This is a genomic window from Microbacterium sp. SYP-A9085 (assembly GCF_009649635.1).
Classification (GTDB): Bacteria; Actinomycetota; Actinomycetes; order Actinomycetales; family Microbacteriaceae; genus Microbacterium.
In genome coordinates this window covers 168,046-183,341 of the sequence record NZ_WJII01000006.1, presented here as the reverse complement: position 1 = coordinate 183,341, position 15,296 = coordinate 168,046, and the positions used below count along the sequence as shown (strand labels likewise).

Sequence of the window (15,296 nt, the reverse complement as noted above, 5' to 3'; positions counted from 1 at the left end):
TTCATTCGGGTCGGCTCAGTGCAGTGCCGGCGCGAGGGAGAGTCGGTCGTCCCACCGACTTGAGCGCCCGGAAAGGACCGGTACGCATGAAAATCCCCCCAGGTTCACGGTGTGACGCCGTCGCCGCCCGGCCACGGCGAGCACGAATGCCGAAACTGAGGAAGAACCTGATGACCGGGGAACGCTCGACGCCGAGGGGGTGCTGATGCTTCGCGTGCTGGCCAGCCGAGTCCCTCAGATGGTGATCGTCGTGCTGGGGACCGGGTTCCTCGCGTTCTCGATCATGTTCATCCTCCCTGGTGACGTTGTCACGTCGATCCTTGGCGAGGACTACTCGCCCGAGGCGAAGGCCGCACTTCGGGCGGAACTCAATCTCGATCAGCCTTTCTTCGTGCGGTATCTGACCTGGCTCGGCAACTTCTTCACGGGCGACTTCGGCACGTCGCTGGTGCCGCCGAGACAGCCGGTGTCGGACATGATCAGCCGCGCGCTGCTGCCGACGATCGAGATGCTCGTCCTTGGTCTGCTGTTCTCCATCCTGCTCGGTGTGACCCTCGCGGTCATCTCGGTCGCCAGCCGGAGCAGGGCGGTTGACCGCATCATCCAGGGCGTTGCGCTGGTGTGCTCCTCGGTTCCCGGGTTCGTACTGGGCCTGCTGCTGCTGAATCTGCTCGCGGTGCGGTACCGGATCGTTTCACCACGCGGATGGGTCAATCCGTTCAGCGATGGCTGGGGACCGAATCTGATCCACATCCTCTTCCCGAGCATCGTGCTGGGCCTGTTCCTGTTCCCGCTCTTGATGCGCGTCTTCCGATCCGAGCTCGTCACTCAGCTTGATGACGAGGACTACATCACGCTCGCGCGGTTGAAGGGCATCAGCGCCAGCCGACTCGTCTTCAGGCATGCTGTGCGCAACTCGTCCTTCGGTCTCCTGACGGTGGTCGGAATCGATATCGCAAGGCTCATCGCGGGCACGGTCATCATCGAGCAGATCTTCGGCATCCCCGGGATGGGCACGCTCATCCGGTTGTCGGTCACCCAGCACGACACGCCCGCTGCGCTGGCGAGCGTGACGATCGTGGCGATCTTCGTCGTCGTGGCCAACTTCGCCATCGACATGCTCTACGCCATTCTCGATCCACGTGTAAGGGAGGCAACACGGTGACACAGGTTGAAACGTCGCCCCCGCACCTGCCCGAGCTGCCGCTGGACAGCACCCCCTCGGCGAGCCCCGGCCCGGCGACCGCGACGGGAACCCCGCCCACGTTCTTCACGCGTACGAAGAGATATCGCGACGCGGGGGTGGTCGTCCCCGCCTCGATCCTCGTCCTGATCGTGCTGGCGTGCTTCTTCGGCCCGACCGTCTTCTCGCTTCCCGACGCGACCACGGGGGATCTCTCCGAGGGCTTGTTGCCGATCGGAAGCCCCGGTCATCCGCTCGGCACGAACGCGCTTGGCAACGACATGCTCGCCCAGCTGCTCGTCGGAGGCCGGGTGACCCTCACCGTCGCCTTCGGCGCGATCGCGATCGGCATGATCGTGGGGTCACTGATCGGCATGCTGGCAGCCTTTTACCAGAGGGTGCTCGGGCCGGTGTTGATGCGGTGCCTTGACGTGATCTTCGCGTTCCCCGACATCGTGCTGGCCATCGCGATCGCCTCCTACCTCGGCCCGAGCATGTTCAACGCGATCATCGCCATCGGATTCTTCAGCATCGCGGGCTTCGGTCGGATCACTCGGGCACAGACCCTTCGGGTGGTGCACATGGACTACGTCGTGGCGGCGCGGACGAGCGGCGTCCCGATGCTGCAGATCCTGACGACCCATGTCTGGCCGAACGTTGCGGGTCGTGTCTTCGCTTATGGGCTCGTCGCGATCGCCGGCGCGATGATGGCCGAGGCCGCGCTCAGCTTCCTCGGATTGGGTGTCCCTGCACCCACCCCGAGCTGGGGCAGCATCATCGGGCAGAACCAGAGCTATATGACCGTCGCACCCCAGCTCATCGTGATGCCCGCGATCATGTTGTTCGCCACGATCGCGTCCGTCAACTTGCTGTCGGATGCCCTGCAGGAAAAGCGAGCGTCCTGATGAGCACGTCCGTGACAGTGCAGAACGCCCTCGTGCGGGTCGAAGATCTCACGGTCGCCGTGGTGGGCAGGGAGAACGCACCCATCCTCGACTCGCTCTCGTTCTCGGTCGAACCGGGAAGGATGACCGCCCTGGTCGGCGAGTCCGGGGCCGGGAAGTCGATGACGACGAAGGCCATCCTCGGAGTGCTCGATGAACGCATCTTCCGCGTCAGCGGTCGGATCGAGGTAGGCGGGAGGGATGTCAGCGACATGAAGGCGCGCGCGCGCCGACGCTACACATCGAGCAAAGCCGCGCTGGTCTTCCAGAACCCCACACGAGCACTGAATCCCACAACCCGGGTCGGACCGCAGATCGCGGAGAGCATGCGCTTCTCGCGAGTCGGTGAACGACTCTCGGCTGCGGCCGCCGAGGAGCGGGCGCTCGACCTGATGAAACAGGTCGGGATCGCGGCACCGAAGGAGCGGTATTACGCCTATCCGCATCAGATGTCCGGCGGAATGAAACAGCGGGCCGTCATCGCGATCGCCCTGTCCATGAACCCCGGGGTGCTCCTGTGCGACGAGCCCACCTCGGCGCTCGACGTCACGACGCAGGCCCTGATCATGGACCTCATCGACGAGTTGCGCGACCGACTCGGCATCGGTGTCCTCTTCATCACGCATGACCTGGTGCTTGCAGCATCCCGGGCCGACGATGTGCTGGTCCTGCGATCGGGGCGACTCGTGGAGCAGCTGCCGGCCGCGGACCTGTTCGATCGGGCGACCATGCCCTACACGCGGGAACTGATCGCGCGCGTTCCGGGCGTCAGCCTTCCCGCCGACCCGGAGGTGCCGACCGCCGATCCGCCGCGCACGGCGCAACGCACGATCGACCCCCAAGCGGAAGTGCGGAATGGAGATGAGCATGGTGGCGAGTGACACTTCTTCGGACGGCAGGTCTCCCGCTCTCCTCGCCGAGCAAGTGGTACAGGAGTTCACGGTCGCGCGTTCGGGCTCGCTGCGCAGCGCCAAGGTGTCGGCGGTTGCCGGCGTCAGCTTCGAAGTCGCGCGCGGTGAGACCCTCGCGATCGTCGGCGAAACCGGCTCTGGGAAGACCAGCCTCGCCCGAACGATCATCGGCGCGCCTCACGCGCGCGGAGGCCGCATCGACATCGCCGGGCAGAATGTGAGCTCTCGGAGCAGAAAAGCGAGACACGCGCGGCACCAGCTTGTCCAGATGATCTTCCAGGACCCGTCGTCCGCGCTCGATCCCACGTGGAGCGTCGAGCGCACGGTGGCAGAGCCGCTGCGCAGATCGAACATGACGCGCAAGCAGCGACAGGACGCCGTCGCGGAGTGTCTACGCCAAGTCGGCCTCGATCCCAGCATCCACGGCAAGCGTCGGCCGTCGGAACTCTCCGGCGGCCAGCAGCAGCGTGTCGCCATCGCAAGAGCCCTGGTCTGCCGCCCCGCACTCGTCATCTGCGACGAACCCGTGACGGCGCTCGACGCAGCCACCCAGGCACAGGTCGTCGAGCTGCTCGCCGAGCTGAAGCGCGAGTTCCATCTGACGTATCTGCTCATCGCGCACGATCTCGCAGTGGTACAGCAGTTGGCGGATCGCGTCGCGACGATGTACCTCGGAAAGATCTGCGAGGAGGCGTCCGTCAGTCAGCTCTTCCGGGCGCCGGCGCACCCGTACACCGCCGCACTCCTGTCCGCCATCCCCTCGTTCACCCCGGACGAGCGCCCGCGCCTGCGGCTTCTCGGAGAACCGCCGTCGCCGATGGATCCTCCGAGCGGATGCCGCTTCCGCGCGCGGTGCGCGTTCGCGCAGGAGGTCTGCGCGCAGATCGAGCCGGTCAAGCGCGAGATCCGCCCGGACCATCTGGTCGCGTGCCACTTCCCTCTGGATGAGACCGGAAGGCCGGCCCCGGACGCGCCCGCGCCATTTCGGACGTCGGGCGAATCGGCATCCGGCCCGCTGGTGTCGGCCGGCTCGCGTCGGTCTCCAGCCGAGCCCCCTGTTCCGGATGCCGGGACCGAATGAGAAGGAAGGACGGCATGACAGCCACCCACATCGAAGGTTCGTTCACGAACCGGCTGGTCGACGACGTGCAGGCCATCGCGCGCGCCGGTCTGTCCGAGGCGGATCTCACACGCACCAAGGCCGCACTCATCGACTACCTGGGTGTGGCACTCGCGGGCACTTCGGAGGAGTCGGCAAGGATCGCCCGGGGATTCGTCGAGGCCGAAGGCGGGCATCCGCGCTCGACGCTGATCGGCACCGCGACGAAGACCTCGATGTCGCAGGCGTCGCTCGTGAACTCGATCGCCGCGCACGCTCTCGATCTTGATGACACCAGCATCTTCGTCGGGGGCCACGCGACCTCCGTGATCATGCCTGCGGCGCTCGCGGTCGGTGAAGCGCTCGGCAGCACGGGTCAAGACATCCTCGTCGCGTACTCGGCAGGTGTCCACGCGATGTCCGTGGTCGGCCTCGCCACCGGCGCAGAGTCGTACGCGAGAGGCTTCCACAACACGGGGACCGTTGGCGTCTTCGGGTCGGCGGTTGCCGCTGGAGTGTTGGCACGGCTCGACGACGACGCTATGCGCCGCGCGCTCAGCCTCGCCGCGACCCAGGCCTCGGGCCTCAAGGCAGTCTTCGGCACCATGGGCAAACACCTCAACGCCGGGCGCGCCGCCGCGAACGGGGTATTCGCGGCTTTCGCTGCGAAGGAGGGGTTCAGCGCGCCCGATGATGGGATCGAGGCGCCCCGTGGGTACCAGTGGACCCACAGCGACCGGCTGGATGTCGACCGGGTGGACCGGGAGCTGGCCGGACGATCCGGCATCTCAGGCGTCGTCGCCAAGCGGCACGCCTGCTGCCATGGCACGCACTCCGCCGTGGAGTCGATCAGGGCGGCGAAGGCTCTGCGAGACTTCGCCGACGACGAGATCGTCTCCGTCGTCCTCACCGCCCGGCCGATTGTCCGCGGCACCTGCGACATCCCCGCACCGGTGACCGGGCTGGAGGGCAAGTTCAGCCTTCGATACGTGTCCGCTCTCGCGCTCGCCGGCGAACCCACGACGAGCGAGGGCTTCACAGACGAGAAGACACGGGATCCGCGCTTGGTGGCCTTGCGCGACAAGGTCAGCGTGCAGGTCGCGGAGGGCATGAGCTTCGGGGAGACTCGCGTGAGCGTCGCGCTCGTTGACGGCACGCGGATCGACACGAATGTCAATGCCATCTCCGCCGTCGAAGACCCCGACCTCGACGCGCATCTGGAAGCGATGTCGCTGAAGTTCGCCGACCTCGCCGACCCCTTGATCGGTGCGGATCGTGCGGCTCGCGTGGTTGCGGTCGCACGGGACTTCGAGAATGTGGCGTCGTGTGACGAACTCAACGGGCTTCTGACCGTCGAGTGACCGCGACGACCACCTTTCCCACGGTGTGTCCGGCGTCCACGTGCGCAACCGCCTCGCGCCCTTCCTCGAACGTGAACGTGCGCTCGATGACCGGCGTGATTCGGCCGTCGGCTGCCAGTTTCGCCAGCTGCGCGACGACGTGTTGCTGCCAGGTCGCGGCGAGCATCCTGAACGGCCGTTTCGACCCGATCGAGCGGACCATCGCGCCCAGTATCCGCCCCATCGGCCCGAGCACGCGGCCGCCCTGTCCCGACACCAGCACCGTGGCACCGCCCGGCCGCACAAGCCGCTTCAGATCGCGCAGGGTCCACGCGCCGGCGATGTCGATGATCGCGTCGTAGGACGCGGCGGGCAAGGACGCGGCATCCGTCGTGGTGTAGTCGAACGTCCGCTGCGCGCCCAGTCCCTTGACGAGTGTGCGATTGCGCGCGCCGCACACCGCGTGCACCTCGGCGCCGCGCAGCGCGGCAAGCTGCACGGCGAACGTGCCGACGCCGCCGGAGGCGCCGATGACGAGCACGCGGCTGCCACGGGAGACGCCCGCCCCATCGAGCGCCTGCACGGCGGTGCCGCCGGCGATCGGCAGCGTCGCGGCGGCAACGGGATCGAGGGTTTCGGGGCGCGCAACGAGACGGGATGCCGGTGCCGTGGCGTACGGCGCGAGTCCACCGCCTCCGGGGAGCTCGCAGATGACCTCGTCGCCGACGGCGACCGTGTCCACTCCGGGGCCGACCGCGACGATGGTGCCGGCCACGTCCATGCCGCGGGTGGCTGTGCGCGGGCGGGTCAGTCCGAACGCGAGCCGCACCAGGCCGGGGTCGCCGCGCAGGATGCGGATGTCGCCGGCGTTGAGCGCCGTCGCGTGGATCTTCAGCAGCACCTCGCCCTTGCCCGCCTCGGGCACGGCCACCTCGGTCGCTCGCAGCGTGTCGGGGCCGCCGTAGTGGGTCTGCTGCCACGCGGTCATGGTCCGGCTGTCGATGCGGTGCTTTGTTTCGGTGCTCATGGGGTTCCTGTCAGTGGTCGGGGTGCTGGAAGACGTCGTCGATGCCGACGCCGAAGATGCGCGAGATCTGGAAGGCGAGTTCCAGCGTCGGCGAGTACTTGCCCTGCTCGATCGCGATGAGGGTCTGGCGCGTGACGCCGACGCGCCCGGCGAGTTCGGCCTGCGTGAATCCTGCAGCCTCGCGGTGCGCGCGGATGGTGTTCGTGACCTTGGTGGGCCTGACCATCACGCCAGTCCTCGGCGGTAGGCGATGACTCCCGCGACGCCGCCGACGAAAGCCGAGACGGCGAATCCGAAGTACATCGTGTTGGCGATCCAGAACCAGTCGGCCTCGAGTGCGCACAGCACGAGCACGCCGAGGCCGGCGATCACGAGGAAGGACTGCCCGACCCGGGCGCTCATGTGCGCGATGTCCCGATCGCGGATATCGGACCTGCCCACCCCGTCCGGATCCCTCGCGCCCGCGACGATGCCCCACAGGATGCTCAGCACTATCGACGCCACAATGCTGGCGCCGACGGTCCACAGCATGACCGGCCACCACGCGACGTCGGTGAGCCGGCCGCCTTCAGCGAGCGCGAGGATGACGATGACGTACACGCCCATGCCGATCGCACTCACGATCAGCTGCATCCAGGTGTTGCGCTCTTGGTAGACCATCTCAGGCTCCTCATGTCAGTAATTCTTGACATTGAGAGTAACGCGGTTCGCCGAGATATGTCAACTATCTTTTACATCGCAAGAGATTGACGTGACGCGGCTCTGGGCGGGGCGGGTGGAACTGTGCCTCCCACCGGCCGTGTCCTTTTCACACCAGGGCCGATCGTGTCCGACGGGACGCGAGGATTCGCGGCAGCTGGGAGATCGTGATCACACCGAGAAGCACGATGACGCCACCGATGAGCTCGGCGACGATCGGAAGCTCTCCGAGCCAGGCCCAGGCGATGAGAACGGCAGCGGGCGGGACCAGGTAGAGCATCGACGTCGACGCGGCGACGGACATCCGCCCGACGGCATAACCCCACAAGACGAACCCCAATGCCGACGGCATCAGCCCCAGCCACACGGCCGCCAGCCACGCGGCCGCCCCGGCACCGAGCAGGCCATCAACAGCGAAGGGGGCCACCGGGACCGTCATGAGCGTCCCCGCGACCATCCCGTAACAGGCGACCTCGAGCCCCGAATAGCGTCTCAGCAGCGGGCGCTGCAGAGGGTGGTAGGCGCCCTGGACCACCATCGCGGCGACGACGATCCACACCGCCGCCGAGAGGGCCACTCCGCTGCGGGCCAGGCACACGATCACGACGCCGCCCAGGGCGATGGCGCTGCCGACGATGGTGATCCGGGAGATCCGTTCCGCGAACAGGATGCGCGCGACCGCCACCGACACGAGGGGCGCCGCCGCGACGATGATGCTCGCCGTCCCGGCCGGCACATACAGCTCACCCCAGTTGAGCAGGAGCTGATACGACGTCATGCCGAAGAACCCGCAGGCGATGATCCAGCCGAGATCACGTGGCCGCGGCACTCGGATCCGCTTGACGAGCCCGACGATGAGAAGCGCGACCGTCGCGATGAAAAGCCTTGCGAAGGACAGCCCGATGGGTCCCATCGCGGGCGCAGCGACCTGGATCGCTGGGAACGCACTGGCCCAGAGGATGACGACAGCCAAGCCGGCGAGGAGGGCGCGGTGACGCTTCATGCTTCGAAGATGGCTCACCCGGACAGCTCACCACAACTTAATAATGATTACTGGAAACCCAAGCCTGGCTGAAGGTAGATTGAGGGGCATGATCGACGTCCGCAAACTCCGCATGCTGGCAGACCTCCAGCGCCTCGGCACCATCGCCGCCGTCGCCGATGAGATGCATCTGACCGCCCCGGGTGTCTCGATGCAGCTTGCGGCATTCGAACGGGAGTTGGGGGTCACGCTCACCCGCCGCGCCGGTCGCCGCCTCGCCCTGACGGCCGCCGGGGCGTTGTTGGCCGCCCATGGGCACGACATCCTCGACCGACTCTCACTGGCCGAGCTGGAACTCGATGCCCTCCGGGCCGGCACCGTCGGGCGCTACTCGGTGACGGCCTTTCCCTCGGCGGCTCGCACGTTCGTTGCGGACGCCTTCCAGCGCATCCTGTTCGACAACGATTCCGGCCTCGAACTGACTCTGAGCACATTGGAACCGGAGAACGCCCTCGCGGCCCTCGCGAACGGCGCCGTCGACCTCGCAGCCATCCACTCCTACAGCAACGTCGCACGCGACGTGCCCAACGGTATCGTCGCGAACACGATCGGCAGCGAACCCGTCTGGCTCGCGCTGCGCAGCGATGACAGGATCTCGGCCGGCGGAGCGCCCGAGCGGCTTGCCGACTTCAGCGATCGTCCCTGGATCATCCCGACACCCGGGGTGACCTGTCACACGATGGTCGAACGCGCCTGCGGCCTTGCCGGGTTCCGGCCACGTGTCGTCGCCGAGACGATGGACTTCTCCGTCCAGGTCGCCCTCGTCGCAGCCGGCGTCGGAGTCGCCCTCGTCCCCGCACTCACCGTCGACACCGTGCCGGACGGCGTCGAACTCGTCCGCCTCACCGATCCGATCGAGAGGAAGCTCCTGCTTGCGGTCCGCGAGCCCGGGCTCGGCGACCCAGGAATCCGGAACCTCCTCGACATCATCGCCGCAACCGCCACCGCGCGCCTTTCCAACCTTCGGGTTTCGCGGTGACTCACGCCCGGCTCACCTCCATCGTCGGGAACATGCGCGCTCGGTTCCCATGGAGTGGTCGGCACTCGTTCAGCCGCGCGTCACCTGGGTTTCAGTTCCCAATACGACTCACCGGGAGCTGATACGACGACATCCCGCTCATCGGACGATGGATGCCGGCGGCTCAGCGAGGGACATCAGGATGACGCACTCGCGCCACGCGTGTGCGAACGAGTCCGACGCGCCGGTGTGAACCCGGTCGTCGGCGCAGAGATGCAGCTGCGACCAGTGCGGTGCCGTGCGCCAGAACGGCCGGGCCGCCGGCACCGGGCTCGATGCGGGCATCGGGGACGCCGCGATGCGCGTCGTGCACGCCGACAGTGATGTGCCCAGCGCGACGATGACTGTGGCGGCGGCCAGTCGGCGGACGTTGTGTGATGTGGTCATGCGACCAGGGTCCGCCGCGGGGGTATCCGATCCGCTGCCCGGTGGTATCCGTCCGGTATCCGTCCTCATTGACGCGATGGGGGACAGTGCTCACACTGGCTGTCATGACGGTGCGGGTGCTCGGCGCGCTGGACACCGGGGTCGCCTCGTTGCAGCCCCGGGAGCGATCGATCTTCAGCGCGCTCGTGCTGCGGCCGGGGCACCCATTGTCGGTTGACGAGCTCGCGGAAGCCTATTGGGGCGACGGTCCGCGCCCGACAACATGGCCCGCCCAGGTGAAGGTGTCCGTCGGTCGCATCCGCGCGCGAGTGGGAAAGGATGCCGTCGACACCCGCGGCGCAGGCTACGCGTTCGGACTTGACCCGGATGCTGTGGACGTCGTCGCGTTCGAGCGCTTGGTGTCGATGGGTCGCCGGCATCTTCTGGATGGTGATGGCGACCGTGCGGCCGACACATATCGCCGTGCGCTTGCGCTCTGGCGCGGTGCTCCCTTCCCGGATCTGCCGGACTGGGAGCCGGCGATCATCGAGGCCGCACGGCTGCAGGAGATTCGGGAGACGGCCGAGGAGGAACTGCTGGAGGCGCGCCTTGCAACGGGTGAGCACCGATCGGTGATAGCGGACGCCGAACGCCTGGTCCGCGAACGCCCCCTGCGCGAGGGGCGATGGGCGCTGCTCGCACTCGCCGCCTATCGCGCTGACCGCCAGGCGGACGCTCTGTCTGTGCTTCGTGAAGCGCGTCGCCGGCTGCGGGACGAGCTCGGCGTGGAGCCGGGCGATCGGCTGCGCAGCCTCGAGGAGATGATGCTTCGCCAGGACCCGAACCTCATCATCGAGGCGCCCCACCCCGATGTCAGCGCAACATGCCCCTACCGCGGACTCCGCTCGTACGGACCCGACGATGCCGAAGAATTCTTCGGGCGGAATGCCGACGTCGACGCGCTCGTCAGCCGAGTGCGCCCCGGCGCTCTGGTGGTCATCCTCGGCCCCTCTGGAGCCGGCAAGTCCTCCGTCCTGCTCGCGGGCATCGGACCGCGGCTTGTGGACCGCGGGTGGTCTCTGGCGACGCTTCGGCCGTCCATCGACGGATTCGAACGCCTCGCCGCCCTCTGCGAGGAAGCGGTCCCGGACGCGGTCCTCATCGATCAGGCGGAGGAGCTCACGCGCATGCCGCAGCCAGACCGGCAGGCGGCGGCCACGACGCTCGGCCGGGTGCTTGACGCCAGCGGCGCCGTGGTGATGACGGCGCGGTCGGACGCCGTCGACGCGCTGATCGCGATCCCCGGGCTCGGCGAGCGTGTCCGGGACGGTCTCACCGCGCTCGGCCCGGTTCCCGTGAGCGCGCTGCGTGAGATCGTCGAGCGCCCCGCCGAACGGGCGGGGCTGCGGTTGGAGCCCGGACTGGTGGAGCTCGTCATCCGTGACGCCGGGGACCGGTACGCCGCGCTCCCGCATGTGTCGCACGCGCTGGCACAGACCTGGGCGCGTCGCGAGGGATCGATGATGACCGTCGCCGGGTACCAGAGCACGGGTGGCATCGCCGGGGCGGTGGCGCAGACCGCCGAGGACGCGTATCTCGCGATGTCTGCGGAGCAGCGTGCGACCTGCCGCGCGGTGCTGCTTCGACTCGTCGAGCGCAGCCCCGAGGGCTCCGTCGTGCGCGTGCCCGTGTCGACCGCCCCGTTGCTGGCGGACCCCGAGCGGCGGCACGTGATCGAGCGGCTGGTGAACGCGCGCCTGCTGCGCGTGGATGAGGGCACTCTGACGATCGAGCACGAGGCGATCGCCCGGGCGTGGCCGAGGTTGCGCAGATGGCTCGAAGAGGATGAGGTCGGCTCGCGCATGGTGGGCGCAGTATCCACCGTCGCCCAGGCCTGGAACGCGTCCGGTCGCCTGGACGAGGACCTGTGGCGCGGAGCGCGTTTGCAGACGGCGGTGGAGTGGCGGGATGCATCCTCACCGGACCTCACCGATGTGGAGCGCGCGTTCCTCGATGCCTCCGATGCCCGGCACGCGGACGAGGTGCGATCCGTCGCAGCTGCCGCGGCGCGAGACCGGCGGCAGAATCGTCGGCTGCGGGTTGCGCTCGTCGGGGCGGGGATGCTTGTCGCGACGACACTCGTGCTCGGTGGGCTGGCAGCCGTGAGGGCTCAGGAAGCCGCTCAGGCGCAGTCCGACGCGCAGTTCGAAGCCCTCGCCGCGACCGCACAGTCCACACGGGAGTCGGACAGATTCGGCGCAGCGTTGCTCGCAGCGGCCTTGTATCGTCAGCGCCCGGGCGATGCACGCGCGGCCTCTGCCCTCTTCACGGTCCTGTCTGCGCCGGATGCGCCCACGACGACCGTCACGTTCGGTGCCGCGGAACGCACTTTCGCCGCTGCGGTGCCGGGAACGACGGAAGCGCTCGCCGTGACCGGCCCGGTGGGTCCGTCCGCCGCGCATGCGCGGGCAGAGCTCTGGGATCTGTCGACGGGCAGGCTGGTCCGGCGGCTCGACGCCGGCCTCCCCTCCATCACGACGCCCTATCGTGGCCAGGTCTTCATCGACAACAGAGCGCAACGCGCCGTCGTCGTCATCCCCGCGCCGTTCCCGTCGGGACAGCCCTGCTGCATCGAGCATGTCGTCGCGGTCGACCTCACGACGGGGAAGCGGACCGCCTCGCGCGACGTCGACGCGAGGATCGCGGTCGGCGGCGGCTTCACGCCGGACGGCAGGACGGTGGTCCTTGAGGATCACTCCGGACAGACGCCGGTCTGGGTGGACGCTGCCACGCTCAAGACGGACAAGCCGTTCGTCGCCAGCAACGGCGCTGATCCCGACCCCGGAGGCATTGTCCCGTTGCGCGACGGCACGGTCGCTGTTGCGCTGCCGAAACGGATCGACATCTACGACTCCGGGACACACCAGCTCGTGAAGTCCTTCGCCCTCGCTTCCGACGTGGCTTCGAGTGTCTTGGCGCAGTCGGGGGATCATCAGCTCATCGGCTGCGGCCCGGACGGCACGTCGCTCATCGACTTGGCGACCGCGCGCATGCGCTGGACTCGGGCCGACGCGGATCCGTACCCCTGCGTGTCGATCGCCGTCGGGAACGACGGCACGTACGTCGAGCAGCGCGGCACCGCGGTCGAATACAGCACCGAGACAGGGGAGCCGACCGGACGAGAGTTCTCGACCGCCTCGGAATGGATCACCGGAGCGGGCATGCTGGGCGACGGCAGCCTCTATGTCGTGAACCAGCGCACCACCCCGTTCATCACCCGCTTCGCGATGGACGGAGGCGGACCCATCTCCCGTCTCGCCGTTCCGGGCGCCGCTGCCAGCGCAGGGTTCATCGATCAGTCGTCGATCGCTGTCACCAGCGGCGCCCGTGATGCGCAAGGCCAGCCGACCTCGGTGGTGTGGGACCTGCGCACCGGCCGGGCTGCGGGTCAGCCCGCATCGCGCATCGTCCCCCTGGGCAAGGGCATCGTCGCGCGGTGGGCGACAGAGGCTTCGTCGCCGCGGATCGGCGATGCGCACGGGACACGCACCTGGGAGTTCCTCGACACCTCCCCCGACCGCGACATCCAGCCAGGCGGACCGGGGGCGATCGCGTTCGCCATCGCCGACGATTCGATCGTCGCGTTCGACGCGAAGACGGGGAAGCAGAAAGGGGTGCCGCTGGACTTCACCGGCAAGAATCTCTGGAGCACCTGGCTCCAGATCCACCAGATCCCCGGCACCGATCGTGCCGTCATCTCGTGGTGGGACCGGGACAGGGCGGACATGGTCACCGCCGTGTTCGACCTGACCACCGGCAAGGAGATCGCTCAAGGTCTGGCCGGCGACACCGCCTCGATCGCGCTGCCCGGAGGTGACGTGATCAGCACGAACTCGTCGGAGATGCGTCGCAGCACCACCCACCTGGTGCCATTGCGGACGCTCGCCAAGCCGACGGCGGGAGCCGACGAATTCGAGATCAGCGACGACGGGCGCATCCTTCTGCTCGCGGGTGTCGCACAGAAGGCGTCGCTGTACGACGTGGCAAGCGGCCGCAAACTCGGCTTCGACGTGCCCACATCCTCGCCCGAGTTCACGTCGGCGCACTTGAGTCCCGACGGAAGAACCCTCATCACCAACACTCGTCGGGGCGTGCTGGACTGGGACCTGGATCCCGCCGACATGGCCGCCGCCGCGTGTCGTATGGCCGGACGCGAGTTGACCGCCGCCGAATGGGCGACATACTTCCCCGGCGAATCGCAGACCCCGGTGTGCGCCGCACTCACCGCCGCGGGCCGACGGTGAGCGGCCACCGCCTGAGGGCGCCGGTCTCCTCACCTGCGAGAGGGGCACGATGACGGCGAGGATGCGGATCAGTGCGTGGCGGTTCGTCGCGACATTCGGCGTCGTGAGTCTGCTCGCAGACGTCGTGTACGAGGGCGCGCGGTCTGTGACCGGTCCCATCCTGGCGGTGCTGGGCGCCTCCGCCGTCGTGGTGGGCGTCGTCACCGGCATCGGCGAGGCGTCGGCGCTGCTGCTGCGTCTGGTCGCTGGACCGCTCGCCGACCGGACGCGCCGGTTCTGGGCGTGGACGATCGCGGGGTACGTGCTCACGGTGATCTCGGTGCCGCTGCTCGGCTTCGCCCAGACGGTGCTGCTGGCATCCGTGCTCATCATCATGGAGCGGGTGGGCAAGGCGATCCGCTCGCCCGCGAAGGATGCGCTGCTCTCGTTCGCGACCGCGGCCACGGGGCGCGGCAAGGGGTTCGCCGTGCACGAGGCGCTCGACCAGATCGGCGCGGTGGTCGGCCCGCTGCTGGTCGCGGCGGTGCTCGCCCTCACCGGCGACGACTACCGGCCGTCGCTCGGGATCCTCGTGGTGCCCGGTGTCGCGGCGATCGTGCTTCTGCTGTGGTTGCGGTCGCGTGCGCCGCGTCCCGAGCTGTTCGAGGGCAACGCGCATCCGGAACGCCCGGAGGGGTCCGAGCCGAAGCCCGCGGACGGGTTCCGGCTGCCGGGCGCCTTCTGGGTGTACTCCGGCTTCGGCGCCCTCACCATGACGGGATTCGCGACGTTCGGACTGATCTCGTTCCATATCGTCGAGCAGGGCATCTTGCCCGCCCCGTGGGTGCCGGTCGTCTACGCCGGAGTCATGCTCGTCGACGCGGTCGTCGCGCTGGCCACCGGATGGTTGTACGACCGCATCGGGCCGGCGGCCCTGGTGGTGCTGCCGCCCGTGTGCGCCGTTCTGCCGGCACTCGCGTTCGGGGGCGCGGTTATCGCGGTGTTGATCGGGGCGGTGCTGTGGGGTGCCGCCCTGGGCATCCAGGAGTCCACGCTGCGGGCCACGATCGCCGACCTCGTCCCGCCCTCGCACCGGGCGACCGCATACGGGCTCTTCGCCGCGGCGCTCGGCATCGCGGCGGCGCTCGGCGGCGCCCTCGCTGGATGGCTGTACAGCACCTCGCTCGTCGCGTTCGTCGTGACCACCGCCGCCATTCAGGCGCTCGCCCTCGCCGTCCTGCTCCCGTTCCTCATCAGGAACCGCTCCCGGCGGAAGTCCGCAGCTCTGAACGCGTGACTGCACGTGAGGTGGGGGTGCTAGGAAAGAGCCAGGAAGAACATCTCCGAGAGAGCAGCGGGCACGCACATGAAAGCAATCGTCGTG

The 15,296-nt window shown here is 68.4% G+C and carries 13 protein-coding genes; 8 read left to right on the top strand and 5 right to left on the bottom strand.

Annotated features, from left to right (window positions below):
* The first annotated feature begins 205 nt into the window (after nucleotides 1–205).
* The 5 genes from GH740_RS12455 (at nucleotide 206) to GH740_RS12435 (ending at nucleotide 5,498) form a co-directional block, all read left to right on the top strand.
* A complete protein-coding gene (locus GH740_RS12455; RefSeq protein WP_153746412.1) occupies nucleotides 206–1,165 on the top strand; it encodes an ABC transporter permease in 960 nt (319 codons plus the stop codon).
* 137 nt (nucleotides 1,166–1,302) lie between these two features.
* The gene (locus GH740_RS14155) at nucleotides 1,303–2,088 is read left to right on the top strand and encodes an ABC transporter permease (protein ID WP_153746411.1); all 786 of its coding nucleotides are present in this window, start codon (nucleotides 1,303–1,305) and stop codon (nucleotides 2,086–2,088) included.
* Nucleotides 2,088–3,008 (top strand): ABC transporter ATP-binding protein, encoded by a 921-nt coding sequence (locus GH740_RS12445; RefSeq protein WP_153746410.1) that lies wholly within the window; start codon nucleotides 2,088–2,090, stop codon nucleotides 3,006–3,008. Before GH740_RS14155 ends, GH740_RS12445 begins: the two co-directional genes overlap by 1 nt.
* Complete coding sequence (locus tag GH740_RS12440; protein ID WP_153746409.1) at nucleotides 2,995–4,119, top strand: ABC transporter ATP-binding protein; 1,125 nt, start codon at nucleotides 2,995–2,997, stop codon at nucleotides 4,117–4,119. Before GH740_RS12445 ends, GH740_RS12440 begins: the two co-directional genes overlap by 14 nt.
* Before the next feature lie 14 nt (nucleotides 4,120–4,133).
* On the top strand, nucleotides 4,134–5,498 hold the full coding sequence (locus tag GH740_RS12435; protein ID WP_172978366.1) for an MmgE/PrpD family protein: 1,365 nt from the start codon (nucleotides 4,134–4,136) through the stop codon (nucleotides 5,496–5,498).
* On the opposite strand, the gene GH740_RS12430 is transcribed toward GH740_RS12435, so the two are convergent.
* The 4 genes from GH740_RS12430 to GH740_RS12415 all read right to left on the bottom strand — a co-directional run bounded on the left by GH740_RS12430 (nucleotide 5,473) and on the right by GH740_RS12415 (nucleotide 8,206).
* The gene (locus tag GH740_RS12430; protein ID WP_153746407.1) at nucleotides 5,473–6,504 is read right to left on the bottom strand and encodes an NAD(P)-dependent alcohol dehydrogenase; all 1,032 of its coding nucleotides are present in this window, start codon (nucleotides 6,502–6,504) and stop codon (nucleotides 5,473–5,475) included. The genes GH740_RS12435 and GH740_RS12430 overlap by 26 nt on opposite strands.
* A gap of 10 nt (nucleotides 6,505–6,514) precedes the next feature.
* Nucleotides 6,515–6,730 (bottom strand): helix-turn-helix transcriptional regulator, encoded by a 216-nt coding sequence (locus GH740_RS12425; RefSeq protein ID WP_153746406.1) that lies wholly within the window; start codon nucleotides 6,728–6,730, stop codon nucleotides 6,515–6,517.
* On the bottom strand, nucleotides 6,730–7,164 hold the full coding sequence (locus GH740_RS12420) for a hypothetical protein (protein ID WP_153746405.1): 435 nt from the start codon (nucleotides 7,162–7,164) through the stop codon (nucleotides 6,730–6,732). Before GH740_RS12420 ends, GH740_RS12425 begins: the two co-directional genes overlap by 1 nt.
* A 148-nt stretch (nucleotides 7,165–7,312) precedes the next feature.
* Entirely contained in the window at nucleotides 7,313–8,206 is an 894-nt protein-coding gene (locus GH740_RS12415; protein WP_153746404.1) for a DMT family transporter, read from the bottom strand.
* An 88-nt stretch (nucleotides 8,207–8,294) separates the two neighbouring features.
* Here GH740_RS12415 and GH740_RS12410 point away from each other — a divergent pair, with 88 nt between their 5' ends.
* On the top strand, nucleotides 8,295–9,224 hold the full coding sequence (locus GH740_RS12410) for a LysR family transcriptional regulator (RefSeq protein ID WP_153746473.1): 930 nt from the start codon (nucleotides 8,295–8,297) through the stop codon (nucleotides 9,222–9,224).
* 138 nt (nucleotides 9,225–9,362) lie between these two features.
* Here the strand turns inward: GH740_RS12410 and GH740_RS12405 are convergent, their stop codons facing one another.
* Nucleotides 9,363–9,650, bottom strand: a complete 288-nt coding sequence (locus tag GH740_RS12405; protein ID WP_153746403.1) for a hypothetical protein — start codon at nucleotides 9,648–9,650, stop codon at nucleotides 9,363–9,365.
* Nucleotides 9,651–9,754: 104 nt separating this feature from the next.
* Here GH740_RS12405 and GH740_RS12400 point away from each other — a divergent pair, with 104 nt between their 5' ends.
* Nucleotides 9,755–13,933 carry a BTAD domain-containing putative transcriptional regulator gene (locus tag GH740_RS12400; RefSeq protein ID WP_172978365.1) on the top strand — a complete coding sequence of 1,393 codons (4,179 nt, stop codon included), beginning with the start codon at nucleotides 9,755–9,757 and terminating at the stop codon, nucleotides 13,931–13,933.
* Nucleotides 13,934–13,982: 49 nt separating this feature from the next.
* On the top strand, nucleotides 13,983–15,209 hold the full coding sequence (locus tag GH740_RS12395; RefSeq protein WP_153746401.1) for an MFS transporter: 1,227 nt from the start codon (nucleotides 13,983–13,985) through the stop codon (nucleotides 15,207–15,209).
* Nucleotides 15,210–15,296 lie beyond the last annotated feature (87 nt).

Bases quoted from the DNA above. Each gene is read 5' to 3' on its own strand.
- GH740_RS12455 (WP_153746412.1), top strand. From the start codon at position 206: ATGCTTCGCGTGCTGGCCAGCCGAGTCCCTCAGATGGTGATCGTCGTG.
- GH740_RS12425 (WP_153746406.1), bottom strand. From the start codon at position 6,730: ATGGTCAGGCCCACCAAGGTCACGAACACCATCCGCGCGCACCGCGAG.
- GH740_RS12430 (WP_153746407.1), bottom strand. From the start codon at position 6,504: ATGAGCACCGAAACAAAGCACCGCATCGACAGCCGGACCATGACCGCG.
- GH740_RS12435 (WP_172978366.1), top strand. From the start codon at position 4,134: ATGACAGCCACCCACATCGAAGGTTCGTTCACGAACCGGCTGGTCGAC.
- GH740_RS12440 (WP_153746409.1), top strand. From the start codon at position 2,995: ATGGTGGCGAGTGACACTTCTTCGGACGGCAGGTCTCCCGCTCTCCTC.
- GH740_RS12405 (WP_153746403.1), bottom strand. From the start codon at position 9,650: ATGACCACATCACACAACGTCCGCCGACTGGCCGCCGCCACAGTCATC.
- GH740_RS12415 (WP_153746404.1), bottom strand. From the start codon at position 8,206: ATGAAGCGTCACCGCGCCCTCCTCGCCGGCTTGGCTGTCGTCATCCTC.
- GH740_RS12445 (WP_153746410.1), top strand. From the start codon at position 2,088: ATGAGCACGTCCGTGACAGTGCAGAACGCCCTCGTGCGGGTCGAAGAT.
- GH740_RS12400 (WP_172978365.1), top strand. From the start codon at position 9,755: ATGACGGTGCGGGTGCTCGGCGCGCTGGACACCGGGGTCGCCTCGTTG.
- GH740_RS12420 (WP_153746405.1), bottom strand. From the start codon at position 7,164: ATGGTCTACCAAGAGCGCAACACCTGGATGCAGCTGATCGTGAGTGCG.
- GH740_RS12410 (WP_153746473.1), top strand. From the start codon at position 8,295: ATGATCGACGTCCGCAAACTCCGCATGCTGGCAGACCTCCAGCGCCTC.
- GH740_RS12395 (WP_153746401.1), top strand. From the start codon at position 13,983: ATGACGGCGAGGATGCGGATCAGTGCGTGGCGGTTCGTCGCGACATTC.